The sequence below is a fragment of the Bacteroides sp. AM23-12 genome (assembly GCF_003434395.1).
Classification (GTDB): Bacteria; Bacteroidota; Bacteroidia; order Bacteroidales; family Bacteroidaceae; genus Bacteroides; species Bacteroides thetaiotaomicron.
On sequence record NZ_QTLF01000019.1, the window covers coordinates 73507 to 100506 of the forward strand.

Below are 27000 nucleotides of genomic sequence, written 5' to 3' on the forward strand. Positions count from 1 at the left end.
ACTTTTAGTATGGGATTATTAGACGGAAAAACAGCCATTGTAACCGGTGCCGCCCGTGGTATTGGCAAGGCTATCGCTCTGAAGTTTGCTGCCGAAGGTGCAAACATTGCATTTACTGACCTGGTCATTGACGAAAATGCAGAAAAAACAAGGGTAGAACTGGAAGCAATGGGTGTGAAAGCCAAAGGTTATGCTTCTAACGCTGCTAACTTTGAAGATACTGCAAAGGTCGTAGAAGAAATCCATAAGGACTTCGGACGTATCGATATTCTGGTGAACAATGCCGGTATCACTCGTGACGGTCTGATGATGCGTATGAGCGAACAACAATGGGATATGGTAATCAATGTGAACCTGAAGTCTGCATTTAACTTCATCCACGCTTGTACACCTGTTATGATGCGTCAGAAAGCTGGTAGCATTATCAACATGGCATCTGTAGTGGGTGTTCACGGTAATGCGGGACAGGCTAACTATGCTGCTTCCAAAGCCGGCATGATTGCATTGGCCAAGTCTATCGCACAAGAACTGGGCTCTCGTGGCATCCGTGCCAACGCCATTGCTCCGGGATTCATCCTGACAGATATGACTGCTGCTCTTTCTGACGAAGTGAGAGCTGAATGGGCAAAGAAAATTCCTTTGCGTCGTGGCGGTACTCCTGAAGATGTGGCAAACATCGCTACCTTCCTGGCATCAGATATGTCTTCTTACGTATCAGGTCAGGTGATTCAGGTAGATGGTGGTATGAATATGTAATCGAACAGTATGACTGTCGTATACGAAGACAACCATATAATTGTAGTCAACAAGACCGCTTCCGAGATTGTCCAGGCAGACAAGACGGGCGATACACCGCTTTCGGAAACTGTGAAGCAGTACCTGAAAGAGAAGTATCAGAAACCCGGAAATGTTTTCATCGGTGTGACACACCGGCTGGACCGCCCCGTAAGCGGCCTTGTTATTTTTGCCAAAACGAGTAAGGCACTCACTCGTCTGAACGAGATGTTCCGTACCAGTGAAGTGAAAAAGACTTACTGGGCAGTAGTAAAGAATGCCCCCAAAGAGCCGGAAGGTGAATTGGTGCATTATCTGGCACGTAACGAGAAGCAGAACAAGAGTTTTGCTTATGACAAAGAAGTGCCGAATAGCAAGAAAGCGATTCTGAATTATCGGCTGATCGGACATTCGGAGAATTACTATCTGCTTGAAGTAGACTTGAAAACCGGACGTCATCATCAGATTCGTTGCCAGTTGGCAAAAATGGGATGTCCCATTAAAGGAGACCTTAAATATGGCGCTCCGCGTTCCAATCCCGATGGCAGTATTTGCCTGCATGCGCGGAAGGTACGATTCATCCATCCCGTCTCAAAAGAGCTGATAGAGCTCGAAGCTCCTCTTCCCGAAGGAAATTTATGGAAAGGATTTGAACTGCTTTAGTCAGTGCAAGTCCTTTTTCTTTTGCCAAAAGAGTAAATATCCCTGCCATCCATTCGGTAAACTCTGGCGACAGCCTGATAGTATCGAAATAGAGTTTATATTTGCATCATGAAAACTATAATTCATGAAGTAAATCCTACCATGAAACAATTTCGAATTAACAAGAAAAATACAGATGAACGCATTTAAACTTTTAATGGCTGCTTCCTGCTTTTTAGGTCTGGCAACGAGCGGAGTGGCAAAACAGGACTATTCAAAGAGTGAGGGATTGTTACAGTATGTCGATCCTTATATCGGCTCCGGTTTTCACGGGCATGTATTTGTCGGAACGAGTGTTCCGTACGGCATGGTGCAACTCGGACCCAACAATATTCATAAAGGCTGGGATTGGTGTTCGGGATATCATTATTCCGACAGTATTCTGATTGGTTTTTCTCATACTCATTTAAGCGGTACGGGATGTACCGATCTGGGGGATATTCTGATTATGCCTCTCAATGAAATCCGTACTCCCAGAGGTAACCAGGATGATATACGTGACGGTTATGCGTCGAAATACTCACATGACAATGAGATAGCCCGTCCGGAATATTATTCTTTAATTCTGGACAGATACAATATCAAGGCCGAACTGACAGCTACTGACCGGGTAGGTTTTCATCGTTATACCTATCCCGAAGGAAAACCGGCCTCTATACTGATTGACCTGCGTGAAGGAAACGGTTCCAATGCATACGACAGCTATATCCGCAAAGTAGATGACTATACAGTGGAAGGTTATCGGTATGTCAGAGGGTGGAGCCCGTCGCGAAAAGTATACTTTGTGCTGAAGAGCGATCAGAAGATCGAGAAATTTACGGCTTATGACGATAATACCCCCAAACTTTGGGATCAACTGAAAGTAGAATCGGTGAAAAGTGTGCTTACTTTCGGCAATGTGAAAGAAGTAAAGATTAAAGTGGCTATTTCTTCCGTAAGTTGTGACAATGCAGCGATGAACCTGCAAGCGGAACTTTCTCACTGGGACTTCGACAAGGTGGTGAAGATGAGCAGTGACCGCTGGAACAAACAGTTGGATAAGATGACCGTAGAATCAGACGATGAGGCTGCCAAACGTGTGTTTTATACCGCACACTATCATACCATGATCGCTCCTACATTGTATTGTGATGTCAATGGTGAGTATCGGGGGATGAATGATATGATTTACACAGACCCGAAGAAAGCGAATTATACCACTCTCTCCCTTTGGGATACTTATCGCGCCTTGAATCCTCTGATGACTATCATTCAGCCCGAAATGGTGGACAATGTAATTAATTCAATGCTTTCCATTTATCGGCAACAGGATAAACTTCCTATCTGGCCTTTGATGAGCGGCGAAACAAATTGTATGCCGGGATATAGCTCTGTTCCGGTGATTGCAGATGCTTATCTGAAAGGATTTACCGGATTTGATGCGGAAGAAGCCTTGACGGCTATGAAAGCGACAGCAACTTATGAAGGGCAGAACGGAGTTCCTTACGTGATGGCCAAAGGATATATCCCTGCTGATAAAATCCACGAAGCTACTTCCATCGCTATGGAATATGCAGTAGATGACTGGGGAATCGCCGCTATGGCACAAAAGATGGGGAAGACGGCTGATTATGAGACATTCTCGAAGCGTGCCCATTACTATAAGAACTATTTCGATTCTTCTATCCATTTCATCCGTCCGAAACTGGAAGACGGTTCATGGCGTACTCCGTACGATCCGGCACGTTCTATTCACGGAGTCGGCGATTTCTGTGAGGGCAACGGATGGCAATATACATTCTTCGCTCCGCAAGATCCGTATGGATTGATCAGCCTGTTTGGCGGTGACAAGCCGTTTACATCGAAGCTCGACAGCTTCTTTACGAACAATGACAGTATGGGTGAAGGTGCTTCCAGTGATATCACCGGTCTGATCGGACAATATGCGCATGGCAATGAGCCGAGCCATCACATAGCCTATCTCTATACCTATGCCGGCGAACAGTGGAAAACAGCGGAAAAGGTTCGTTTCATCATGAGCGACTTCTACACAGATCAGCCGGACGGTATCATCGGTAATGAAGACTGTGGACAAATGTCTGCATGGTATCTCCTTTCTGCTATGGGATTCTATCAGGTGAATCCGTCTGACGGTGTGTTTGCATTCGGCAGTCCTCGTTTTAAAAAGATAGAAGTGAAAGTGCGTGGTGGTAAAGTGTTTACTGTTGAAGCACCGAATAATAGTAAAGATAATATCTATATTCAGAAGGTTTATCTGAATGGCAAACCTTATCATAAAAGTTATATTACGTACGATGATATAATTAACGGCAGTACTTTAAAATTTGAGATGGGCAAAAAGCCTGCCAAGAATTTTGGTAAAGCTTCTGCCAATAGGCCGATCGTTTTGAATAAATAGGTAAAAAATAGTTTTTAGGATAGGTATTGGTTAGGATGATGAACGCCTTCAAGTGTTTGCGGAAGCATATATTTGAAGGCGTTTTCTTATTGTCAATGACAGATATGGAGATGAAAAAAGAAGGCGTATCAAAAGTCAGTAGTAACTAAACTCCCCTCCTACGGGTACTCCTCCTTCCTGAAGGAGGAGGGTTTAGTTACTTTTGACTTTTGATACGCCTTCTTTTTGTTTGTGAGATATTACTTCTGTTTTATTTTCGGTTTATCAATAAACCTCCAACTCGTAGATTCTTGCAGCCTTCAGACTGTTGTTTTGTGTAGACTGTGTAACCAGCAGTCTGACGTAACGTACCGAAGTTGGCTTAAACTGGCGAACTACCGTGTTTTTCTTGTTATCACTCAGTTCATCAATCGTTTTCCATTCTTCGTCCGGACTGTTTCTGCCTTGTAAGAAGCAGGTATGAGTGATAAAGACGCTGCCTTCATTTCCGGCATTTACCAACTTCCATCCACGGATCGTCTGTTCCTTTCCGAAGTCGAAGTCAATGTAGTTGGGAGCCGTGCTTGTATCACACCATTTCGTCTTCACATCACCGTCTACGGCATATCTTGCAACTTCTTTTTCGTTGGTTTCACCGGAACATTTGATTAGTTTGGCTTGTTTCAACAGGTTTGCTTTACTTGTCGCTTCTTCTCCGTTGCCTGCTTTCAAGGCTGTGCGGAACAATTCCGAAGCCGGAGTTACTGCCGGATACTTCTCGTTAACCAGCGTTGCGGCAAATAATACGATATCTGCATGATCCGGTAAAGTAACCGTAGTCGCTCCTTTAGGAATATCCATGCCAAACTTGAACATATACGTAAACTCATAAGCCTCATCTTTGTCAGAAGCATGACGGTGAGTGCCGACATAAGCGATTTCTGCATCTTTCAGGAAGCCTTCCGTATGTCCCAGATGTTCCCACTGACCGATAAATCCGGTATAGGAAGGTACGGTGATTTCCTGTGAGTTGTTACCGGTGCTGAAGGTAGCAACTGCATCTTCACCGGCAGAGGCTGCCAGGAAATAGATACGGTTGTAAGAATGTCCGGTTGGCAACTGAAGTACATTGCCTTTGCAAGTCAAACCATTGGCAATTTCTTTCTCTCCCAAGCGGAAAGGAATGCCGTCGGCTTTCAGGATGGAGTCGGGGAGAAGTTCTGCTGCATAGCTGTTGCCCGATTCGAAGTTCCCTTCTTTGCGGAAAGCATTCCAACTGAAACATCTGCGATCATAGTCCAAAGGAAGATAAGCGCATGCCGGAGCTTGAAGATCAGCTTTTTTCTTCAGTTTCACTTTAAATGTCTGTATGCTGTAGGGAGCGATGGATACATTCAGCTGGTTCTTGTTGAAGTCAGCACTGCCGATCTCTTTTTCCGTACCGTCTGCAAGTACTGCCTTCTCTATTTCACCGGCGAAGGTGATGGCTGCCTGTTGCGGAGCTGCGCCTCCTGTTTCATATACACGTACTACATATTCATCGGATACTTCCGCTTTTTTCAGCGCTTTGATAACGACTTGATCGTTGCTTGAACGTACAAAAGCAAATTCTTTACCTAGTGTTCCGGCATGTTTCGGACTGCTGAAGGCTTTGATCGGCTGATTCAGAATTTCAGCTTTGATGGCGGTGGCGGGTTTGTCAAGTGCTCCGTTATGTCCTGTGAGGCTATAAGTAAATGTATGGAAGCCGAAGTCCTGGTGATCCTGATAAGCGTAATTTCCTTTTGTTTCCGGTGTATGGAGAAGAGTCAGACGGATCGTGTTGTTATCCGGTTTATCCCAGCCATATTTACTGTCATTTAGGATCGATACACCGTAGCTGTTGTTCTTATCGGTCAGGTCTGCCCATTGCTGCGCATATACTTCGTAAGCGGTCTGTACATTATTGCCTCTTTCCACGCTGCCGATTCCCAGATCGTAAGTAGCCTTTTCATTTTCTATATTCAGAGGAAACTCTGCTTTCAGCAGCGTGTTTGTTGACTGCCAGTCTATTTCGTTATAGAAATCTATGCGGTCGGCACGGCTGCCTTCGTAGAGGCGGATGTATTGCTTGAAGAGCGATTTGCCATACTTCTTCTCAATGCAGAGTGCTTTACGGAGTGCGCCGTTTTCCACTAAAGTGATCTTTGCGCCGTCTGTGATGGAGACAGGTTCACGGTCGATGGTCTCTTTCAGGATTTCCCATGCAGGCCATGCGTACGACTTGTTTTCGGTGAAGAGTGCCAGGCGAATCGCTTTTCCATCTTTTACGAGTTCTTTGTTGTTGCGCTTGTCGGTCAGTGAGATGATATCTCCGTTTTTATCCAGTGTGATTTTGTAGACGGAGTTTTCGATGGCTGAGGCGGCTGAAGGAGAGATCGTTTTTTCAGATCCTCCGGTGCGGACATCGTACACTGCATAACTGTTTGCGGGCAGTGACGCTGCAACCAGGATGTGAGCACGTCCGTTCTCGTAACCGATCATTTGCGAAGCGACTTTCTTGCCTTGTGCATTGTATACAGTGAAGCCTTTCGGGGTTTTAGGCTGTTCGAGGATGATCTCTGTCAAGTCCGATACCGGGAAAGCGTTTGCATTATAAAGAACGACAGGCGTTCCTTTCACGCGTGTATCCATCTGTCCGGCAATGGCGTTGACGGAAGAAGTCAGTACTTGTGAGAATTGTTTTAGAGAGATCAGTTCATCGTTCCATGAGAACTCATAGGCACGGGGGATACTCGTTCCCGTCAGGTCATCATGGAATTGATGGAAGATGAAACGTTTCCATGCCTCCGTCAGCGTGTGTTGCGGATAGCTGGCAGTACCCAACCATTCGGCAGCGACCGCCGCTCTTTCTGCTGCATCGCCCAACTGTTCGTTTTGCCGGTTGTACAGCTTCATGGCTGCCTGCGAAGTATAGCAACCTGTTCCGTGAACATCCATCAATAACTCTCCGTCAAATACCGGCAGTTCCGGGTGATTGTTGAACGGCAGATAATCTTTGAACAACTGATCGCTGGTAGCACTGATCACCTCTACCGGACCATCACCTTTGATTCCCTGTTCTACAGAACGTACCGAACCCAGAGTAGGAGAACCACCGATGTCCCCTGTTCCATAATAGCGGTAGACCGTATTGAGCGGAGTACGTTGGGCTAATTTTTCCAGATCTTTATTCTTCGAGAGATCTTCGTTGTTCCATTTGCGTCCGTAGTCATATCCGTGGGCTAGCATTACTTGTTTGCCGTCAATGCCCTTCCAGAGTCCGATGGTAAACGGATGCTTGCTCTTTCCGTAGAAGGGATGATTACGCCAGTCCAGTTTCTGTGAAGAGAAGCCGATCAGTCCGCAGTGTGCGGCAATGGTGGGAAGCGTCCATCCGAATCCGAAGCAGTCCGGCAGGAAGATATCCGTTCCTTCTTTTCCGAACTCTTGCCGGTAGTACGTCTGTCCGAGCATGATGTTACGGATGGAGGCTTCGACGGAAGGAACCAACACATCACTTGCTTCCCAGCTACTTCCGGCGATATGCCAGCGGCCTTCCTCGATGAATTTCTTCATCTCTTCATACTGTTCGGGATAGTATTCCTTCATCCACGCATACTTCACTCCCCCTTCAAAGTTGAAAACGTATTCGGGATATTTCTTTAGCAGAAATAAGTTCTGACTAATGGTATTCCAGACATATTCGTTGATTGTTGTCTGGATGTCCCAGTTCCACTGGGTGTCGAGGTGGGCGTCCGACACCATATAGGCTTTCACCTTTTTCTTCGCGGTGTCATCTTGTGCATAGCTTCCTCCTGCTAAGGCAAGGGCGAGGGCTACGGCAATTACTTTTTTGTTCATCATGGTTTATTTTTAACAAGTTTAGTAGTTTACAAATTTATACAAAACTAATGGAATTAATTCTATTAGGGTTTAGAATAGTACTTCTTTATGGAAATGGCACGGATATTTACCTTTTTGGCACCACTTTACATCTAGAAAGTATTCTTGTCCGGTTCGGGCTGCATCTTGTCAGTCATAAAGAATGATTGCTCAAGAAGCTTTTTGTCATTCAAAACGTGTCCAAATATAGCGGATTTCGAATGATTAGCTGTCCTTTGTAGTGCCAATATGTAGGCAAATATATTTTGTCTGTTCAGAGTACTCTATGGATAATTAGGGTATAAGATAAGTAGCTGATTATCATTCTATAATATATGTTTGTGAACAATGAAAGTACAGCAGGTGTCGGCAATGACAAACCAGTATCAATACTCTCTGACCATTTTATCTTATCATGTTTTTTAGATGTTGCGGTAATAACTCCCATGATATGCTCTCCATTTGTTTCCCGGTCATTACGTTTATTGCAGTTGATGTAGAAAAGAAATTTACAATGATTCTTTTAGTGTTTGTTGATAAAATAGCTTTTCTTGCATAACTTGGTTATATAAACTCAAATTCCCGTTCTCCATGTCCCGGCATGCAGATGAGCTGCATAATCTCCAAAGTGGCATGAGATTTCATTGTGATAAGGTTGCCTGCACCTTTTATCTGTATTTCTTAATAATGTGATGTCTGTATACATTCCATAGTTATCCCAATATGTGTCTGTTAGTAGGCCGGGACCTGTTATGTCTAAAATCTCCTGTTGCGATTTTAAGATTATTGTGGCTCTTTCTGCCATTTCATCCATTATTCTGTGTAAAAAAGGATGTTTAGGGATTCCACCGAACATATAGTTGGCTATTCGAAGTCGATATCTTAAATTCAAGGCTTCTTGCTCTGCCTGGCAGACAATTTTCTCTTCTCCTAAAACCAAATTATACTTTCTCAACTCATCAAGTGGCTTTAAACTTAACATATCTAAATCCATATAGAATCCTCCATAGAGGTATACAAGGGCTAATCTTAAGAAGTCTGCTTTTTGTACATTGTGATAGAATGCATTATAGGCTTCGATGTATTCAGGTAAATCTTGATTTAATATATCCTGTGCATCATCCTTATTATATAGGCGGATATTCCAGTCCGGATGATTGACTTGTATTTCTTGTTTGCATTTCTCGAATAGTTCGGGGAACGGTTCATCTTTGCGTAGAAAGATAAGGTGTATATTCTTTGGGATCATTATTTATTTTATTTTTAAAGGTTACTTACCAAACCAGGTACCAAAGAAATAGTGTATGGCATGAGCCTGATTGATACGCTCTTCCATTTCTTTAGGAATCTGGTTGTTTTTTATTTTCTCTACCTCCCATTGTCCGATAGGATATATTGTCTTTGATTCGAGGATACGTATGTCTTCTTTATGTGGAAATGCGTTGAATGCATGCGTTAGCAAGAAAGGGCCTGTGGAATCCAGTATATCAAATCCGTTATTAACAACTTTCCCTCCGGAATGATTGATTAACCTTTGGCATACAAAGTTGATAAAATCATTATCGGGTGTTGACGCCATGAAAGCGTTGCAAATGATATATTCAAAACCAAAGCGTTTAGCATGCCAGTCGGGTTCCTTACCTACGATAAAATCCGATCCTTCTAGTAAGAACTCAATATTTTCGAGGCACTCGAAATCCATGTCTACGTACAATCCTCCATAAACTTTCAAGAGAAGATAGCGTATAGCGTCTGCTCTTTGTATGTTACAAGGATATGTATCATACTTCTCCAGGAAATCAGGGAAATGTTTGCAGACAAATTCCCTGTTCATTTCATCTGTCCATAGGATATATTCCCAATTCGGGAGATATTCTTTCCATGTTTGTGGCAGTTGGTCAAGAGGAGAAGGTACATCTTTTGTTTTCCATGTTTGGTGGATAATTCGTGGGATTCTTAAACTGTTTTTCATAGTCTTTATTGTTGAAATATTTTCTTTTCTTTAATATTTTCTCTTCTATATCGAATGAGGGTTTCATTGCTCTTCAACATGTCCGGAGTGTAGATTTGCGGTTGATAATATGCCTCTTCCAGTTTTTTAAACTTTCCATCCGGCATTATCTGATATTTAGTATCTATACGTTGCCCTTTCAGGTTATCTAGGTGTATAAAATTTCTTTTTATACTATCGAACTGAATGATGTAATTATTTTCAGGAAAGTTCAACTGTTGAACATTCACCGTAAAATCTTTATTGATTTGTGCTTCCATGGTTCTAGCTTTGCTGCATGTTCCAGGCCATTCACAAATGGGAATGTAGTCAATGATTGCTCCTGCAAAATTGAATGTAACTAACCAATGTTTATCCATATCGTGAAGAGCTGACCAAGTTCTGACTATTCCCATGATATATTTTCCATTAGTATCTTCAATGAGAGAAAGAACTGTTTCAATGGGAGGTCTCTTGTCTCTTTTGTCAAGATTAGCATAGAATGGAGAATTGCTTATTCTATAAGATGTACCTTGAGTTACTGCTCTCGTATGTTCAAAATCATCACGAGAGATACTGTTGTTGTCTTGGTAAACAAAGAATGAAATATCATAATTGATGGGTAGCTTTAGGAACTCATTTTTTGAAAAAACATAGAATACACGTTGCAAGTTCTTTTCTTTTATATCCGATAGCTTCACTAAAGAAGTGACTTTGTAGCTGTTTTGGCCATACATAGATAGTCCGCTTGCCATTATTAATATAATTAAAATTGCTACTTTTTTCATGGTTGATTATTATTTATAGATGATGATAGAGTCCACGGTAAAAGTGGACTCTATCGTTTCGTTCTAGGTTATACATTTTTATATTATAAAGATGTTGTATCATATTTCCCACCGTCGTTGGGTCTTACTTGAGTTACAGTATAATATCTGTTAGCAACCTTTGTGCTTCCCTCTAGCTTTAAATTTTCAGTTTTGTAGTAAAGGCGATTAATGTTGCTACATCCATCATCAGAGTTGGAAGTTGCATTATCCATAAATGTATAGTAATACTGTTGTCGTGAAGTATCATATCCTCTTCCTGTAACTACAATAAAATGGTCTGTACCGTCGATGTTTGGATTTAAATCGAGATCATAATCAACTCCTACTATGATAACTCGTTTTGCATTGAGATGTTTATCGATACATTCAATTGCATTTTTGTAGTTTTGAGCTGGATCATTTCCCCAGTTTGTTAATAATCCATTTGCAGAATCAACTAGCTTAAAAACATTTAAGCTACTTCCGTAATTGGATAATCCATATTTTTTTAGTGTTTCTTTGCAAAGACTTAAGCAATTAGCTCCTTCTCTCCAACCAACAAACCTACTTTTGTCCATTAATTCTATTGGATCTTTGGGAACGGGTTTGTCTCCACCTCCAGGTTTCGGACCATCACCGCTAGTTCCTCCACCGCTAGTTCCTCCACCAGTCCACCCGCTACCACTTCCCCAATCTCCACTTCCCCAGTGTCCGCTTCCCCAATACTCGCCAGAACCACTACCGCTGCCGGAACCACTACCGGAACCGAAACCTGATCCGCTACCGTAGATAGTTACGTCCGGTGTCATCCATCCAATGCCACATACATAGACGGTGGTATCTAAGGCTCCTTGGGCATTAAGCCGTTGATAAACTTCTTCTGTCATGCAATCATTGGGACCTGTACCTGCCCCTGAATTGTAACTGGAGATCAATATGGTTTGGTTGATCCCTCTTAATTTTAATTTCTCCGCTTTACTTTTCTTTTCCATAATACATGATAATTTTAGTGTTTATAAATAAAGTCGTTTCTTTTGGATGCATAGATAAGTTTATACACTTGTTTAAGTTGAAATCAATTGATACATATCACCCCATGATAAAGAAGATATTCTACTTCCGTCAGAATTAATTTGTAAGTTTGTTCTTTATCTTTGCTGATTTCAGATGAAAAACAAGGTAGCAATTCGTTGAACAGACATTCAAATGTCTTCTCTTCTTCTATGAGAATCAGAATATTATAACATAAATCGTTAATAAGCACTTCTTTAAAACCCTCATATAGCAGACATGGAATGCATACTATATCAAAGTGGTCTGAATGGCACTCTTTGTTTATACGTTCTTTAAGCAGTTTTTTTGCTTCTGTCGGCCAGGGTTCCGGAATTTCGTAAATGGATAGGTAGGGATTTCTATTAATAGTAAATATGGCTTGTTCCTCTTTTCCGGCATTTAGAAACATGAAATAGGAAGATGAGCATTTCTCCCAATCATACAGATCGGTATAAGATAGCTTTTCCCATTTTTTGGACAAAGAATGAAGATAATCTTGATAGGATGCAATACACATTTGTACACTCAAATCGGGGAAGGTAGTATTTTTAGCCTTGTTTTGCATTCGCTTATGATTATTCGCGAACAATTCTACTACTCTATTGTAATAGTCAGGATATTTATTTAATAGAGTTTTGCTAAGTAAATCACAAATCCGTTGGTTCTTTTTATGTCCGCCGATGATATGTAATAGTTTGGCTTTGTCGTATAGATAAAAATTACAGAAATCATCATAAATGTATCCATTGTCACGAACGCTGTGATCAAGGACTGTTGCCACAGGTTTGTTATAACTGTTTGACTGGGCATAAAACAATATTTGTTCAAAGAGGATATTGTTATTTATGTGAATATCTTTGCTGTTTATATCATTTAAATGGTTTGATTCGATAAAGTTAAATGCAGTCCGGCAGTATTCAGCTATAAACTCCAAGTCATTTCCTCCGATAATTCCTGCATTATATGACATGATAGAGTCTTTTTCTAATTCTTTTTTTAGGAAGGATGGCATTAATAAATCTTTTTGTAGAATATGATTCATCATACTTTTATAATAACTGCTTCCTATTTCTTTGTTCTGAGCAATCAATTCACTCATCTCTATGGTGTTGTCTAGTTTATTAGGCAAATATACATCTCCGTCTACATGTATGAAGGGTTCTTTTTGGAGTGAATAGGTTAATAACTTGGGATATGCCCAATGAGGTTCAGGGCAAGTTAGATTGTCGTATTGAATGATGATATCTGTATACGGTAGTTTCAATTGTTCGGCAAAGATTTCATATCCATGGGAATCGGTATATAAAACGATATTTTGATAGTTGTCTTTTAAAGAAAGACAACTTAATGCCCATGACATTAAATGGTATTGTGGATTCATCCATCCAAAACTATTGTCTAACAATGAATTATTTCCATGCCAAAAGGTTTGTACTATTTTCATAACTATTGATTTGTTGTGTGTTATTTCTATAGTGATAAAATTAGTAATAATGTGGAGGAAAAGGTCCTTCAGATAGGGCTAATTCGCATGGTTGGCGCAAATGTTTACTTTTTTGGCAGTGAAATATGTTTTTTGTGCATCAATCTTGATAAATATAAGAACTGCAAGGATCAGCACAACCTCTGTTCATTCAGAATTGTGTAATCCTTGCAGTTTTATTTATGTCGGGTAGAAAGAAACAGTTTGTTTAGGGCAGCGGATCTGCGGCAGCAGGTTTCTTCGGATTGTAGATAGCCATACCCACCTTGGAATCTGCGCAACCATAATACAGATACCATTTATCCTTATAATAAACCATCCCTTCGATGAACACCGTTCCGTCTACATACTGCCCGCTCTTTTCGAAACTATCCATCGGGCGGAAGAACGGTTCGTCGAGACGGGTGATGAAACGGGTCGGGTCATTGGCGTCGAAGAGGGCTTGTCCGGCAGCGTAAACATTGGCGGTATAGCGTTTGTCGCCTCTGCTTGCACTGTTTTTACCATTATACAGAAGTACGATTCCCTTTGGAGTATAAATAGCTGGAGGACCGCATTCCGTCAGCTGGCTGTCGAAGTGTCCGTCACGGGGTGAAAACAGTTTTCTCAGCGAGCCGTCCGTATTTACGTATGGAGTCCAGTTGACTAAATCTTCGGAAGTGGCGGCAAACACATGTTCCTCTCCCCAATACATGAAGTATTTTCCGTCGATTTTCTTGATCACCTGTTTCCCATTGACAACTTCGGTCAGAATGGAGCCGGACTTGCATCCTAAATTGAAGAACTTGCCGTCATACGCTTTGGCAAAAGCGGGACCGTGCTTTGTCCAGTCTTTCAGATTGCGGGAAGTGGCTATTGCCAGACGCGGAATGTGGCGGTTCCATTGCGTATAGGTCATCACATACAGTCCTTCTGCTGTGACGGCGATACGCGGGTCTTCGCATCCGCCCGGCCATTCCAGTTCCTTTTGAGTATCGTTATCCGGATAAAATACCGGAGTCTTTTCCCGCTTGAAGTGAATGCCGTCACTCGAAGTGGCGTATCCGAGACGTGAGGTACGGTGACCGATACCGACACCGGATTTATCTTCTGCCCGATACAGCACGACAATCTTGCCGTCATGCAGGGTAGCTGCCGGATTGAAAGTGTCATTGGATTCCCATGCAACGTAATCCTGTGTCATCGGACAATAGAATTTCGTGTTCTCTATAGGAGATATCACCGGATTAGCTCCCTGTGGTCGTTCGAAGCCTCCGAATGCCCAATCGGGTAATACGTTCTTTTTGTCGTTGGAAGGTTGTCCCAAGGCGGTACAAGTCATCATGGTTGTAGTAACCAGAAATAAAAAGGTTGATTTCATATTATATAATTATTATTGGGGGAGTATATACTCTCTACATATAAATTAAAAAATAAAAATTTGCTGTCATCTGTCACATAAATGGGGGCAAATAGATGATTATGTGATTGTTATGAGGTGACGGCAAGGTGTGATAGCAGAGTGACAGTAGTTTTGCTGTCACTGTGGCATCGCGGAGACGCTTACGGCGAAGAAGGTCGGTTTCTGCGCCTTGATACCAAAGTTTCATCGGCGAGAAACTAAAGTTTCAGCGCTGAGAAACTATGGTTTCATCAGTGAGAAACTTTAGTTCCAGCGGCTTGAAACTTTAGTTTCGGAAGCTTGAAACTTTAGTTTCAAAGGCATGGAAACTCTTGTTTCATACAGTGAAACGATTGGTTCCAAAGCATGGAACTATCGGTTTCACCGTATGAAGCAGTTATCTTATAAGTAAAGATGGAGTAGAGACTACTGAATGCTGTTCAATAAGTCCACTTTGCCTTCATTGACCAGTTTGAGGATCAGCTCTCCGAACAACGTATTCTGCCATGCAAACCATGCACGGGTAAAGTTTTTCGGGTCGTTTTTGTTGAATGATTCGTGCATGAAGCCGGTACCTGCATCCGTATCCATCAGCATTTTGATGCAAGTTTTGATTTCTGCGTCATTCTGGCTGGTGAAGGCTTTCATCATGATACTCATGGGCCATATCATGTCATATCCGATATGCGGACCTCCGATACCTTCCCCGGCACTGCCTTTGAAGAAGTAAGGATTGTCTTCGCTCCATACAAACTTGCGGGTATTCTGATAAATCGGATCAGTCACTTTGACGTCACCCAGATAAGGCAAAGCGATGAGACTCGGCACGTTGGCGTCGTCCATCAGTAGCTGATTGCCGAAGCCATCTACCTCGAAAGCATAAATCTTACCGTATTTCGGATGGTTGCAGACAGCATATTTCTTTAATGCTTTTTCTACTTCATCCGCCAGTGCGGTACATTCTTTGGCCAGCGCCGGTTTCCTGTTCACGGTGTTCAGAATTTCGGCAGCTTTGCGCAAGGAAGTAACGGCAAAGAAGTTGGAAGGAACGAGGAACTGGAAAGTCGTAGCGTCATCCGAAGGGCGGAAAGCGGAAGCAATCAGTCCGACAGGTTTCACCGGATTGCCCCAACCGTCATTGGTCATGGTGTCGAGTGCGCGTTCGGTCTTACGCTGGAATCTGTACGGACCTTTCGCGTCGTCCTTACGCTGCTGTTCCTTGAAAGTCTTCAGCACATTTGCAATGGCCTGCAGCCATTCGTCGGAGAATACGCTGGCATCGCCCGTTGTTTTCCAGTAATGGTATGCCAGGCGGATCGGGTAGCAGAGAGAGTCGATTTCCCATTTGCGTTCGTGAAGTTCCGGTTTCATGTCCGTCAGGTCGCTCATCCATTCGCCTCCTTCGGAGTTCATGTTGAAGGCGTTGGCGTACGGGTCGATATTGATACATTTAAACTGGCGGTTGATGACTCCTGCCAGCATCTTTTTCAGTTCGGGGTCTTTATTGGCAAGCTGCACATAGGGCCATACCTGCGCACCGGAGTCGCGGAGCCACATGGCGTGGATGTCTCCGGTGTATACAAAAGTGTCCTCTTTTCCGTCGAAGTGAACGGTAGTGTCCAGTGTGTTCGGAAAACAGTTCTCGAACATCCATGCCAGTTTCGCATTGGTCAGTAGTTGCTTGATGTGGTCAATCTGTCGTTCCACTTCCTGCGATACGAATAAGCGCTTGGAGGCTTCGGGACGGTTGGTCTGGTAATTATTGACCCGGGTATTGTCTTGCTGGGTCACAAATTCGCGGTTTTCCATTGCTTGCACGCCGGCAGCGCCCGAAAGTGCTGCGCAGAGGCAAAGTGTTTTGGTTATATTCATGGTAATTGTTTTCTTTAATTCATGTAAGGGTTAATAATCAATGTTTTATTTCTCGATTTCAGCGAACAGCTCGATCAGGCAGGCATTATCGAGCAGCCATTTATAAGGTTCCTCGTTATGTCCTGACCAGTCTCTGCCCAGTAATCCGTTGGCATCCCGGTAGTTTCTCCATGCGTGGAGCGCGTTCTCTGCCATCGCACGGACATAAGTCGGGTTGTGGTCAATCTTCTCCAGCGCCTTGAAGCCTCTGAACAGAATCACGTTAAACCACGACATATCCTTGTGTACCTTGACTGACGGGTCTTTCTTATCTGCTTTCGAACGGAAAAAGGCATCGGTTCCCGCGGCTGTCTTCTGGGCATCGCGCAAGTAATCCTTGTCTCCTGTCTCTTCGTACAGTAATACACCTGCCTGAATCATTTGTCCACTGTTGTAGGCGTACTTGTCTTTCGAGACTTTCCCTTTCAGGTTGATATTGTCCCAGTAAAGGAAGTCGTCGGGATCACACAAGTGTTTTCTGGTCCATGCGTAAGTTTCCTTGGCCTTGTTCAGATACTTTTTGTCCTTCGTCAGACGGTATAGCTTGACGCCGAGTACTGTTGACGGGGCATTGGAGCAGGTATGCTTCGCTTCTTTCTGCTGTTCGCACCAGAAGATTCCTCCGCCCAGTTCGTCACTCCAGCCGCTGTAGATGTATTCGTACAGGGCAATGGCCTTTTTCAGATAGTCGGCCTTCTTTGTGAGGCGGTAGTAGTCGCAATAATCCAGTGCGATCCAGATGTTGTCATCGTAGTAGCGTCCATGCTGACCGTATTTGACAGGGTACGACTGATAGCATGCCGGAAGGCGTTCTCCGTCCCAGTACTGTTCCAGTCCCGGCAGGATGCGCTTTTCCAGTATCGTCTTGTACTTCTTGTCTCCGGTAGCCTGGTACATGGCTACGCAACCGGACATCATCCCTGAGTAGGGCCACAGAAAGGAGGCCTTCAAGGTTCCGTTCTGCTGTGCTCCGCCTGCCAGATAAGTGATTTTCTGGTCGGGATTCACGGGATATGTTTCGGTAAGCAGCCCGTCTTCCGTCTGATATAAATTCAGAACATTGTCGAGGATAGAGTCGGCAATGGACACGAAAGGATGATTTTTCACCGTTTTTCCGGAAGCGGAAGCGAGGCAAAACAACATACAGGCTACAAAACATATATTTCTCATATGGGTATCAGATTATTAAATGAAGTATTCGGGGTTATTTTTGCTGACGTTGGTCAAACACCAGTTCCACTTTTACAGGGAAATGGTCGGATGGTGTACGTGCTTCATAAGCCTTAATGGTGATCTCTTCCGGACAATCTCTCACGTCCTCCTTTTTACTGTTTTCCCGTACACTCCGATAGGTATCTGTCAGCACACCGTATCTCTTGACGTGGAAAGAAGGTGAAACGAAGATATGGTCGATGCGGCTTTCGGTAAAACTGTTCGGATCGAAGTTGTTGAAAGTTCCGTTGAGCGCATATCGGTAGTCGCACTTCTCGTAAGAATCACAGAGGACGCCTTTGCTGACAAATGCGTCGTAGGACTGGTGGGTCTGGTCGACGTTGAAGTCTCCCGTCAGGATAGCCGGCAGATTCTTGCCTCTTCCCAGCTCTTTCATCTTTTCCTGTACGAGGAAAGCGCTCTCCACACGGGCTTTCTTGCCGATGTGGTCCATGTGGAGATTGAAGAACAGAAACTCGAAACCGGTATCTTTGCATTTGAAGTGCCCCCAGCTGCAAATACGAGGCAATACGGCATCCCAGCCTTTGCTCGGCACGTCCGGAGTTTCCGACAGCCAGAAATCTCCTTTTTCTACGATGTCGAATTTGTCGGTGCGGTAGAAGATAGCGGAGTGTTCGCCTTTGTCTTTACCGTCGTCGCGGCCTACGCCGATATAGTCATAACCGGGAAGGGCTTCTTTCATGTCTTTCAGTTGGTGAAGGAAGCATTCCTGTGTGCCGAAAATATCGAAATCGTGATATTGCACCATCTGGGCAATCACCGGATAACGCTGTCCCCATCCGTCTCCACGGGCGGAGTCGGAACCGTTGGCATTTCTCAGGTTGTAGGAGGCAACGGTGAGCGAAGTAGGCTGATAGCTCTGACAGTTGCAGAAGACTATCGCTGCAAGAACGATAAATAAAAGGTTTCTTAGTTTCATGTTTTCTTTAGTTTGTTTGGATTAGATCATTCATTAAAGCATTCAAAAGTACGACATTTTATTCAAATGAAAGGGAATAGGGAATATCTTTTTCAGTCGTTCCCCGCTGTTTGTTCGGCGTAGGACTCATCTGATACTGGATATTCGCTCCTTTCAGTAATTGGTCGTGCGTCAGATAATTGCGGGTGAATGCCTTGCCATTTACCTTCATATCCTTCACATAACGGTTGTCGGTGTTATTGTTGCTTGCTTTTATTGTGACGGTTTTTCCATTTTCCAGATGCAGCTTGGCTGACTTGAAAAGGGGAGTTCCCAGAATGTACTGATCTGTTCCCGGACAAACGGGGTAGAATCCTAAAGCCGAGAAGACATACCAGGCAGAAGTCTGACCGTTGTCTTCGTCACCGCAATATCCGTCGGGGCCTGCCGTGTAGAGCTTGTCCATGATTTCACGAACCCAATGCTGGGCCTTCCACGGTTCTCCCGAATAGTTGTAAAGATAAACCATGTGCTGGATAGGCTGGTTGCCGTGAGCGTACTGTCCCATGTTCATTACCTGCATTTCACGCATTTCGTGGATCATGCCACGGCTTTCCATACCCTGTTTGCCCGGAATGACAAAGACGGAATCCATCATGTTGTTGAATTCTTTCTTGCCTCCCATCAGGTCGATCAGTCCTTGCGGATCATGGAATACGCAGAAACTCCAGTGCCAGCTGTTGCCTTCGCAGAACTCGCCGCTCCAGTCTACTGCATCAAATTTGGGGTTGAACACACCTTTGTCGTCTTTGCCTACCATCAGTTTGCGTTTCGGGTGGTAGACGTTCTTGTAGTTGAGTGCACGTTGTTTGAAGATGTCGATTTCGCTTGCCGGTTTGCCCAGTTTCTTGCCTAGCGTGTAGATGGTCCAGTCGTTGTACGCATATTCCAGCGTACGGGCAACATTCTGTCCTATACCGATATTGTTGGGGACATAACCCAGTTTGTTGTAGGCGTCGTATGCAAGGCGGCCCGAAGCTGTGCCGCGGAGATGGGCGTTTGCGTCATGTTTCAATGCTTCCCAAAGTGTTTCGATGTCATATCCGCGCAGTCCTTTGATATAGGCGTCGGCTACTACGGAAGCGGAGTTGTTGCCGACCATACAGTCACGGTGTCCGGGACTTGCCCATTCCGGAAGGAATCCGCTTTCAAGGTACGCATTGACCAGTCCTTCCTGCATCTTCTGATTCATGGACGGATACATCAGGTTCAAGAATGGGAACAGACAGCGGAACGTATCCCAGAAGCCGGTATCCGTAAACATATAGCCCGGTAGCACTTTTCCGTTGTAAGGGCTGTAGTGTACGACCTGTCCTTTGGCGTCTATTTCATAAAAGCTGCGTGGGAACAGCATCGAACGATAGAGGCAGGAATAGAAAGTGCGCAGATTGTCGATATTATCGTCTTCCACATCTACTTTGCTCATTTCACGGTTCCAGATGTCTTTTCCTTTAGTGACCAGCTGGTCGAAACTATCCTTGCCCAATTCTTTGAGATTCAGTTCCGCCTGCTCATAACTGATAAAAGAAGAAGCTACACGTGCGTGAACGATCTCCCCTTTCTGGGTAGCGAATCCGATGATCGCTCCGGTATGGTTGCCCTGAACTTCTGTTTCGTTCGGGAGAATGTTGTTCTCTTTCACGCCGGAAGTAAAGGTAAACGGCTTGTCGAACTGGATGACAAAATAATTCTTGAAGTTCTCCGGCACTCCGCCGCTGTTCTTGGTAGAATAACCGATGATCTTGTTTTCTTCCGGAATCACCTTTACATAAGAGCCTTTGTCGAATGCGTCGATAACGACATAAGCGTTCTTGGTTTCCGGATACGTGAAACGGAACATAGCGGCACGCTCCGTCGGAACGAGTTCCGTAGTAACGTCGTGGTCTGCGAGATATACCTTATAATAATAAGGTTTGGCAACCTCCGCCTTGTGCGAGAACCAGCTGGCACGTTGGTCCTGGTCGAATACCAGTCCGCCTGTGATCGGCATGATGGAAAACTGACCGTAGTCGTTCATCCACGGGCTGGGTTGATGTGTTTGTTTGAAGCCCCGGATTTTGTCGGCATTGTAGGTATATGCCCAACCGTCGCCCATTTTACCGGTTTGCGGTGTCCAGAAGTTCATTCCCCACGGCAGTGCCGTAGCCGGATAGGTATTTCCGGTCGATAACTCAAACTTGGACTGCGTTCCTACCAGCGTGCTGACATAGTCTACCGGATTCTTGACGGCAGAAATTTGCATGCTGTACAACACCGCACCTCCAATAAATAACAGGTGTTTAAATGAAAAATGTGTTTTCATGAACAAATGAATTTATGAATAAAATTAGTTTCTGTGACGAAAATAGAGAGAAAAGGAATGCCGCTACCGGAAGTCGAAACACTAAATCGCCCTGTGGCGCTATAATTAACCAAACTGGCACGCATTCTTACATATATTCTGCGCCAAAAAAGTGCTGGAAAGTTTTTTTGTTTACCTTTGTCATATTGCAAATCTAAGGATTCTATGCCATGAAAAAACATTGTATTTTACTTTTCTTCTGCTGCCTTAATCTGCTGATGAATACAGCCGGTGCCTATAATCTGAAGCAGGTTGCTGACAAAGAATATATGTCCAACAGCTCTATTACTTCTCTGTGCCAGGACGACAAAGGACTGATGTGGATCGGCACTTGTGACGGACTCAATATCTATGACGGTCAGGAGATCGAAGAGTTTAAGACCCGTGACAAGGAGGATTACTTATCCGGCAATCAAATTGATAATATTATCTATACCGGCAACGATACTTATTGGTTCCAGACCTATTATAGCCTGATTCGTCTGGACCGTAAAACGAACTCCATTACACGCTTTAATGAGTTTCAGAAACTCTTCTTGATGAATAAGGATAATCATGGCACCTTGTTTATCATTAAAGACACCAACTGCATCTATTATTTTCATAAGAAGGAAGGCATCTTTAAGAAAATCAATGTGACTGGTATCCCGATATCGGATGTCATTACTTTCTTCTTTGATAAAAATAACCGTATGTGGGTGATGATGAAAGGGTATAATCGGTGTTATGACCTGCAACAGGACCCTCTGACGGAGAATATCACTTTAGTATCGCAGAAAAGCGGTTTGGATCATCACACGCCATTGATTTGTAGCTTTTACGATGACGCCGCCGTTTACTATGTGGATAAAGAATACAATCTCTATGCCTTTCATATTGAGAGTAAAAAGAATGAATTTATAGCTAACCTGGGAGCGAACATACAGGCGCATGACAAGATTTCCTCCATTGTTAAATATCATGATAGCTTTTTTGTCGGCTTAATGATGGACGGTGTTCTGACGTTGGAAAAACAAAAGGGCAGCGGTGAATATCAGATTCAGACCTTACCTATAAATAGCGGAACATTCAGCCTGATAAAAGACCGCTTTCAGGATGTTGTCTGGATTGGTACGGATGGGCAGGGCGTTTATCTTTACTCAAATCCTCTTTATTCTATAAAATCGGTGGTACTGAATAACTATACCGAAAAGATAGAACGGCCCGTGCGTGCTTTGCTGCTTGACAAGGAGCGTACTTTTTGGATCGGTACCAAAGGGAATGGAATACTTAAAATTTTTGATTATGAGGTACAAAAGAATATCTCGGACTGCCGCTCGGAGATACTGACAACATCGAACAGTGGTTTAGGCAGTAATGCGGTCTACTGTATCAGAGAAAGTAACCGTAACTTGCTATGGATCGGTGATGAAGAAGGACTGAACTTTTATTCGTATCGTGAACGCCGTATCAAGAAACTTCCTCTCTGGATTGATAATGAGGAATTCAAATACATACATGATATTTATGAAACGGAGGACTCGGAATTGTGGCTGGCCAGTGTGGGGATGGGAGTAGTCAGAGCGCGTATCGGAGGTACACCGGATCATCCGGTTCTTGAAAAGTTACAACGATATGTGGTCAATGGCGGAGAATTCGGCTCTAATTACTTCTTTACGATCTGCAAGGGGGACAGTCTGAACCTGTTGTTCGGCAATATGGGATACGGGGTATACCGCTTCAATGAAACGATCAACGGATTGGAACCGCTGACCACTCATAAGTATGAGAATATGAACTTGAACAAGGTAGTACCTATTATAAAAGATGATGCGGACAATTATTTGATCGGTACTACTTATGGAGTCATCAAGTATGCCTCAGAAAACTCTTATCAACTGTTTAATGCGAAAGACGGTTTTCTGAACAGTACTATTCATGCCATTCTGAGGCATTCGTCCGATAACTTCTGGCTGAGTACGAATCAGGGATTGATTAATTTTGATACCAAAAGAAATGTATTCCGCTCTTACGGCTTTGGCGACGGGCTTAAAGTCGTCGAATTTAGTGACGGAGCTTCCTACAGAGACCCGCAAACGGGTATACTGTTTTTTGGAGGAATCAACGGCTTTGTAGCTATTCAGGCAGACGGACGTCCCGAACAGCTTTATATGCCTCCCATCTACTTTGACAAACTCTCTATCTTTGGAGAACAATACAATCTTGGAGAGTTTATCACCCGTAAAAAAGAGAATGAAGTACTGAATTTGAAATACGACCAGAACTTCTTTGCCGTTTCATTCACCTCTGTCGATTATCTGAACGGAAATAACTGCACCTATTCCTATAAACTGAAAGGATTGAGTGACCAGTGGATTAATAATGGTAAAGAAAGTTCTGTCTCTTTCACGAACATGGCTCCCGGTGAGTATACGTTATTGGTGAAGTACTACAATAGTGTATTCGATAAAGAAAGTGAAGTCTATTCTTTGTTGATACGGATCGGTGACCCGTGGTACGCCTCTTGGTGGGCGTATCTCATTTATTCTTTATGTCTGCTTATGATAGCCGCCATGCTGGTACGTTCATTCATTCTCCGCACCAAACGGAAAAAGCAGGAACTGCTGAATGAAATAGAGAAACGCCATCAAAAGAATGTATTTGAGTCGAAACTTCGTTTCTTCACTAATATAGCTCACGAGTTCTGTACCCCGTTGACTCTTATCTACGGTCCTTGCGGACGTATCCTTTCATCAAAAGGACTCAGTAAATTCGTAGTCGATTATGTTCAGATGATTCAGACGAACGCGGAACGTTTGAATAACCTGATTCACGAACTGATCGAATTCCGCCGTATCGAAACCGGAAACCGGGAAGTGAGGATCGAGGCCCTGAATGTATCTTCCTTAATGAAAAATACGGCAAAGACCTTTGTCGATATGGCTAAATCCCGGAATATCACGTTCCTGAGCAAGATACCCGAGCAAGTTTCCTGGAACTCAGACAAAGGTTTTCTGAATACTATTATTATCAATCTGATATCCAATGCCTTCAAGTATACTCCGGATGGGAAAAGTATCAAAATAGAAGTGGATACCAACGATGAAAACCTGCTGGTTCTCCGGGTTGCCAATGAGGGAAGTACGATTAAAGAAGAAGACTTTCAATATGTTTTCAACCGTTATGCTATCCTGGATAGCTTTGAAAACCAGGATGAAAAGAACTTCTCCCGTAATGGGCTGGGACTTGCCATTTCCTACAATATGGCGAAATTGCTGAATGGTACGCTGAAGGTGGAAAATACGCCTGACGGCTGGGTATTGTTTACTTTGTCATTGCCTCCGCTGGAAGTGACTACCGGCGTATCGTCTTCTAAACGAATCACTTCGGAATACATTCCAAAAATAGAGTCGCAACTGGTGCTGAAACTTCCTCACTATGAATTTGACAAGATGCGGCCTACATTGCTGGTGATTGATGATGAACTGGAAATGTTGTGGTTCATCGGGGAAATCTTCTCTAACGATTTTAATGTGGTCACCCTGCAGGAGCCGGAACGGGTGGAGCAGGTATTGAATGAAGTTTATCCGAATGTGATCATTTGCGATATCATGATGCCGGGAATTGGCGGTATCGAATTGACGAAACGGATTAAGTCGGTGAAGGAAACGTCACATATACCTATTATTATGGTTTCCGGCCGGCATGAAATGGAACAGCAGATGGCTGCACTTTCTGCAGGAGCCGAGATGTATATCACCAAACCGTTTAATGCCGAATATCTCCGTATCTCTGTTTGTCAGATGTTGGAACGTAAGGAAGTACTGAAGGATTATTTCAGTTCAGCAATCAGCTCTTTTGAAAAGACAGATGGTAAACTGACACATAAGGAATCGAAAAAGTTCCAGCAATCTGTTCTGAGGATTATCAATGACCACATTCAGGAGAAGGAACTGACTCCCCGTTTCATAGCCGATCATTTGGCTATCAGCGTTCGCAGCCTTTACCGGAAAATGGAGGAGATGGGGGAAGAAAGTCCTACGATTATGATTAAGGAGTGTCGTTTGTATGTAGCGAAAGATTTGCTGCTGAAAACGAAAAAGACGATTGATGAAATTGTATTCGAAGCCGGATTCTCTAATAAGGTCACTTTCTTTAAAGTATTTCGTGAAAAGTACGGATGCACGCCAAAAGAATTCCGGACCAAACACTTGGAAGAAGTACAATAATTATTGGAGTGGTATGGCAACAATTAGAATTTTTTCGAATTTTCATTCGAAAAAAATAATACTGAGTAATTGGAGGATTTTTCTCTTTATCCCTACCAGTAGCAGTTTTAATTTATGAAATAGAAAGATATGATAGTGTCGCATTTAGTTTATATATGAGTAAATGTCTATGCCAAAGAAGTAAAAAAGGAAGTTCGTTCTCCGGTTATTGTTTTCTTGATTTTTATCTTGATTTTAATAGCGGGGAATTTAACCTTTAAGGAGAAATGGAATACTATTAAATCATGCCAAAATAGTAAATATCCCTGCCGTATAATATAAAACACAAAGAAGGAAAACTAAAAATCTTGGCAAACACATTAATTTTGCTGGTGCATTAAAAAGGTCAGAATAATATAATATGTTTAACTAAATATCTCATGAAACTATGAATCAACAACACGATCCTCCACCTGTTTTTTAAGTATGTAATGATCCCTTTTTACTTTTTATTTTATTTGAATTAAATTTAATATCTTATGAAATCTAATTTATTTATGAAGCGAAAGCTTGAAATCGGACTATCTTTATTAATTGGAACGTCCGTTTTTGGGGGATGCAATAATGACTTGGCTCCGATACGCCAAAGTCAGACTTTTCCTCCCAATTTGAATGCACCAACTGTTTTTGAGAGTTTCTCTCCTGATAGTGGTGGCGTAAAGACTCAATTAATTATTCGTGGACAGAATTTTGGTACGGATACTGCCTATCTGAAAGTGACTGTTAATAATAAGCGTGCTGCTATTGTAGGAGTAGCGGATGATGTAATTTACGCTATTGTTCCTGCGCGTGCTGATACTGGTTATGTTCGTTTATTTGTGGGCAAAGATGATAATGTCGAAGAATATGCTTCCCAAACAAAATTTATTTATCAGTTTAAACGTAATGTAACAACTTTGATGGGTAGACAAGGGCAAAGTGGGCGTGATGACGGACCATATGCTGAATGTAAACTACAACGTCCTTGGTTTGCTTTGGCGGATAAAGATGGTGCCTTGTTTTTTATTGATGAGGGGCGTGGACAAAATAAAAATGGTGCTTTGCGCCGTGCTCAGGAAGGCTGGGTGGAAACTTTGGTGCAAAATTCGAGTGGTCCATTCCAAAGTCCTACCTGTCTTGCGTTTAATCCCAAGCAGGACACTCTTTATATTTCTAATATGTCCTACGGAAGTGATATAAAAACTAGTTTTAACATACTATATGTAACACGTGAAGGTGGTTTTATGGATGTGAAAGGGCTATGTAAGTTTGAAAAAGCAGAAACGCAAGGTTTAGCTGTGCATCCACAGACTGGTGAAATTTTCTTTTGTAATAAATCTGGTGGATATATTTATCGCTTTAATGGTCCCGATTATGAGGATTATGAACCATTATTCCAAATAAACAGAGCAGATAAAATAGATACTCGTATGGTTTTTAATCCCGAAGGTACGGCTTTATTCGTGGTAGTTTGTAACAGACATTGTATCTATAAAGTTCCTTATAATGCATTGACTCATACTTTTGGTGAGCCTGAACTATTCGCAGGTGGCTGGGATGAATCCGGTTATGTCAATGGTAGTGGGGTGACTGCTCGTTTCGATAATCCGAGACAACCTGCTTTTGATCAGGATGGGAATATGTTTGTCCCTGAATATGGACGACATACTATTCGTAAAATTACTCCAACAGGTGAGGTGTCTTTGTATGCTGGATTACCTGGTCAAGCAGGATTTACGGATGGTCTTCCAGAGAAGGCTAGATTTAATAAGCCTGAATGTGTGACAGTTTATTTAGATAATTCACTATATGTAGCCGATAGAGATAACCATCTTATTCGTCGTGTAACAGTGGAATAA

General features: G+C 43.0%; 15 protein-coding genes and 1 pseudogene. 5 read left to right on the forward strand and 11 right to left on the reverse strand.

Translation table 11 applies throughout. The features are described from left to right. Window positions 1-9: 9 nt before the first annotated feature. The 3 genes from fabG to DW640_RS15610 all read left to right on the forward strand — a co-directional run bounded on the left by fabG (window position 10) and on the right by DW640_RS15610 (window position 3874). Window positions 10-756 (forward strand): 3-oxoacyl-[acyl-carrier-protein] reductase, encoded by a 747-nt coding sequence (gene fabG, locus DW640_RS15600; protein ID WP_008762708.1) that lies wholly within the window; start codon window positions 10-12, stop codon window positions 754-756. 9 nt (window positions 757-765) lie between these two features. Further along, window positions 766-1437 (forward strand): RluA family pseudouridine synthase, encoded by a 672-nt coding sequence (locus DW640_RS15605; protein WP_008766957.1) that lies wholly within the window; start codon window positions 766-768, stop codon window positions 1435-1437. A 175-nt stretch (window positions 1438-1612) separates the two neighbouring features. Further along, window positions 1613-3874, forward strand: a complete 2262-nt coding sequence (locus DW640_RS15610) for a GH92 family glycosyl hydrolase (protein WP_070750582.1) — start codon at window positions 1613-1615, stop codon at window positions 3872-3874. Between the two features lie 264 nt (window positions 3875-4138). On the opposite strand, the gene DW640_RS15615 is transcribed toward DW640_RS15610, so the two are convergent. From DW640_RS15615 to DW640_RS15665, 11 genes and pseudogenes are all read right to left on the reverse strand, one after another. Continuing rightward, the gene (locus tag DW640_RS15615; RefSeq protein WP_117578652.1) at window positions 4139-7735 is read right to left on the reverse strand and encodes a glycoside hydrolase family 38 C-terminal domain-containing protein; all 3597 of its coding nucleotides are present in this window, start codon (window positions 7733-7735) and stop codon (window positions 4139-4141) included. A 595-nt stretch (window positions 7736-8330) separates the two neighbouring features. Then, complete coding sequence (locus DW640_RS15620; protein WP_008766953.1) at window positions 8331-9005, reverse strand: glycosyltransferase family 32 protein; 675 nt, start codon at window positions 9003-9005, stop codon at window positions 8331-8333. 21 nt (window positions 9006-9026) lie between these two features. Beyond that, window positions 9027-9728, reverse strand: a complete 702-nt coding sequence (locus DW640_RS15625; RefSeq protein ID WP_008766952.1) for a glycosyltransferase family 32 protein — start codon at window positions 9726-9728, stop codon at window positions 9027-9029. A 5-nt stretch (window positions 9729-9733) separates the two neighbouring features. Next, window positions 9734-10534: a hypothetical protein gene (locus DW640_RS15630; RefSeq protein WP_008766951.1), complete on the reverse strand. Its 801-nt coding sequence runs from the start codon at window positions 10532-10534 to the stop codon at window positions 9734-9736. Between the two features lie 83 nt (window positions 10535-10617). After that, a complete protein-coding gene (locus tag DW640_RS15635) occupies window positions 10618-11547 on the reverse strand; it encodes a hypothetical protein (protein WP_048698569.1) in 930 nt (309 codons plus the stop codon). Between the two features lie 83 nt (window positions 11548-11630). Then, window positions 11631-13052, reverse strand: coding sequence for a DUF6734 family protein (locus DW640_RS15640; RefSeq protein WP_008762716.1), 1422 nt, complete (start codon window positions 13050-13052; stop codon window positions 11631-11633). A gap of 247 nt (window positions 13053-13299) precedes the next feature. Further along, window positions 13300-14451, reverse strand: coding sequence for a glycoside hydrolase family 130 protein (locus DW640_RS15645; RefSeq protein WP_103878128.1), 1152 nt, complete (start codon window positions 14449-14451; stop codon window positions 13300-13302). A 447-nt stretch (window positions 14452-14898) separates the two neighbouring features. Further along, window positions 14899-16221 (reverse strand): annotated as a pseudogene (locus tag DW640_RS15650) (glycoside hydrolase family 125 protein); the annotation flags it as partial. 168 nt (window positions 16222-16389) lie between these two features. After that, window positions 16390-17553 (reverse strand): glycoside hydrolase family 76 protein, encoded by a 1164-nt coding sequence (locus tag DW640_RS15655; RefSeq protein ID WP_011108967.1) that lies wholly within the window; start codon window positions 17551-17553, stop codon window positions 16390-16392. Between the two features lie 34 nt (window positions 17554-17587). After that, window positions 17588-18535: an endonuclease/exonuclease/phosphatase family protein gene (locus tag DW640_RS15660; RefSeq protein WP_011108968.1), complete on the reverse strand. Its 948-nt coding sequence runs from the start codon at window positions 18533-18535 to the stop codon at window positions 17588-17590. Window positions 18536-18593: 58 nt separating this feature from the next. Beyond that, window positions 18594-20876, reverse strand: coding sequence for a GH92 family glycosyl hydrolase (locus tag DW640_RS15665; RefSeq protein WP_008762721.1), 2283 nt, complete (start codon window positions 20874-20876; stop codon window positions 18594-18596). A gap of 209 nt (window positions 20877-21085) precedes the next feature. Here DW640_RS15665 and DW640_RS15675 point away from each other — a divergent pair, with 209 nt between their 5' ends. Further along, the gene (locus tag DW640_RS15675) at window positions 21086-25123 is read left to right on the forward strand and encodes a hybrid sensor histidine kinase/response regulator transcription factor (protein WP_117578645.1); all 4038 of its coding nucleotides are present in this window, start codon (window positions 21086-21088) and stop codon (window positions 25121-25123) included. A gap of 518 nt (window positions 25124-25641) precedes the next feature. Then, window positions 25642-27000, forward strand: a complete 1359-nt coding sequence (locus tag DW640_RS15680; RefSeq protein WP_011108971.1) for an IPT/TIG domain-containing protein — start codon at window positions 25642-25644, stop codon at window positions 26998-27000.

What these genes read in the sequence shown, in the direction of transcription:
- fabG (WP_008762708.1), top strand. Translation starts at nt 10, where the DNA reads ATGGGATTATTAGACGGAAAAACAGCCATTGTAACCGGTGCCGCCCGT.
- DW640_RS15605 (WP_008766957.1), top strand. Translation starts at nt 766, where the DNA reads ATGACTGTCGTATACGAAGACAACCATATAATTGTAGTCAACAAGACC.
- DW640_RS15610 (WP_070750582.1), top strand. Translation starts at nt 1,613, where the DNA reads ATGAACGCATTTAAACTTTTAATGGCTGCTTCCTGCTTTTTAGGTCTG.
- DW640_RS15615 (WP_117578652.1), bottom strand. Translation starts at nt 7,735, where the DNA reads ATGAACAAAAAAGTAATTGCCGTAGCCCTCGCCCTTGCCTTAGCAGGA.
- DW640_RS15620 (WP_008766953.1), bottom strand. Translation starts at nt 9,005, where the DNA reads ATGATCCCAAAGAATATACACCTTATCTTTCTACGCAAAGATGAACCG.
- DW640_RS15625 (WP_008766952.1), bottom strand. Translation starts at nt 9,728, where the DNA reads ATGAAAAACAGTTTAAGAATCCCACGAATTATCCACCAAACATGGAAA.
- DW640_RS15630 (WP_008766951.1), bottom strand. Translation starts at nt 10,534, where the DNA reads ATGAAAAAAGTAGCAATTTTAATTATATTAATAATGGCAAGCGGACTA.
- DW640_RS15635 (WP_048698569.1), bottom strand. Translation starts at nt 11,547, where the DNA reads ATGGAAAAGAAAAGTAAAGCGGAGAAATTAAAATTAAGAGGGATCAAC.
- DW640_RS15640 (WP_008762716.1), bottom strand. Translation starts at nt 13,052, where the DNA reads ATGAAAATAGTACAAACCTTTTGGCATGGAAATAATTCATTGTTAGAC.
- DW640_RS15645 (WP_103878128.1), bottom strand. Translation starts at nt 14,451, where the DNA reads ATGAAATCAACCTTTTTATTTCTGGTTACTACAACCATGATGACTTGT.
- DW640_RS15655 (WP_011108967.1), bottom strand. Translation starts at nt 17,553, where the DNA reads ATGAGAAATATATGTTTTGTAGCCTGTATGTTGTTTTGCCTCGCTTCC.
- DW640_RS15660 (WP_011108968.1), bottom strand. Translation starts at nt 18,535, where the DNA reads ATGAAACTAAGAAACCTTTTATTTATCGTTCTTGCAGCGATAGTCTTC.
- DW640_RS15665 (WP_008762721.1), bottom strand. Translation starts at nt 20,876, where the DNA reads ATGAAAACACATTTTTCATTTAAACACCTGTTATTTATTGGAGGTGCG.
- DW640_RS15675 (WP_117578645.1), top strand. Translation starts at nt 21,086, where the DNA reads ATGAAAAAACATTGTATTTTACTTTTCTTCTGCTGCCTTAATCTGCTG.
- DW640_RS15680 (WP_011108971.1), top strand. Translation starts at nt 25,642, where the DNA reads ATGAAATCTAATTTATTTATGAAGCGAAAGCTTGAAATCGGACTATCT.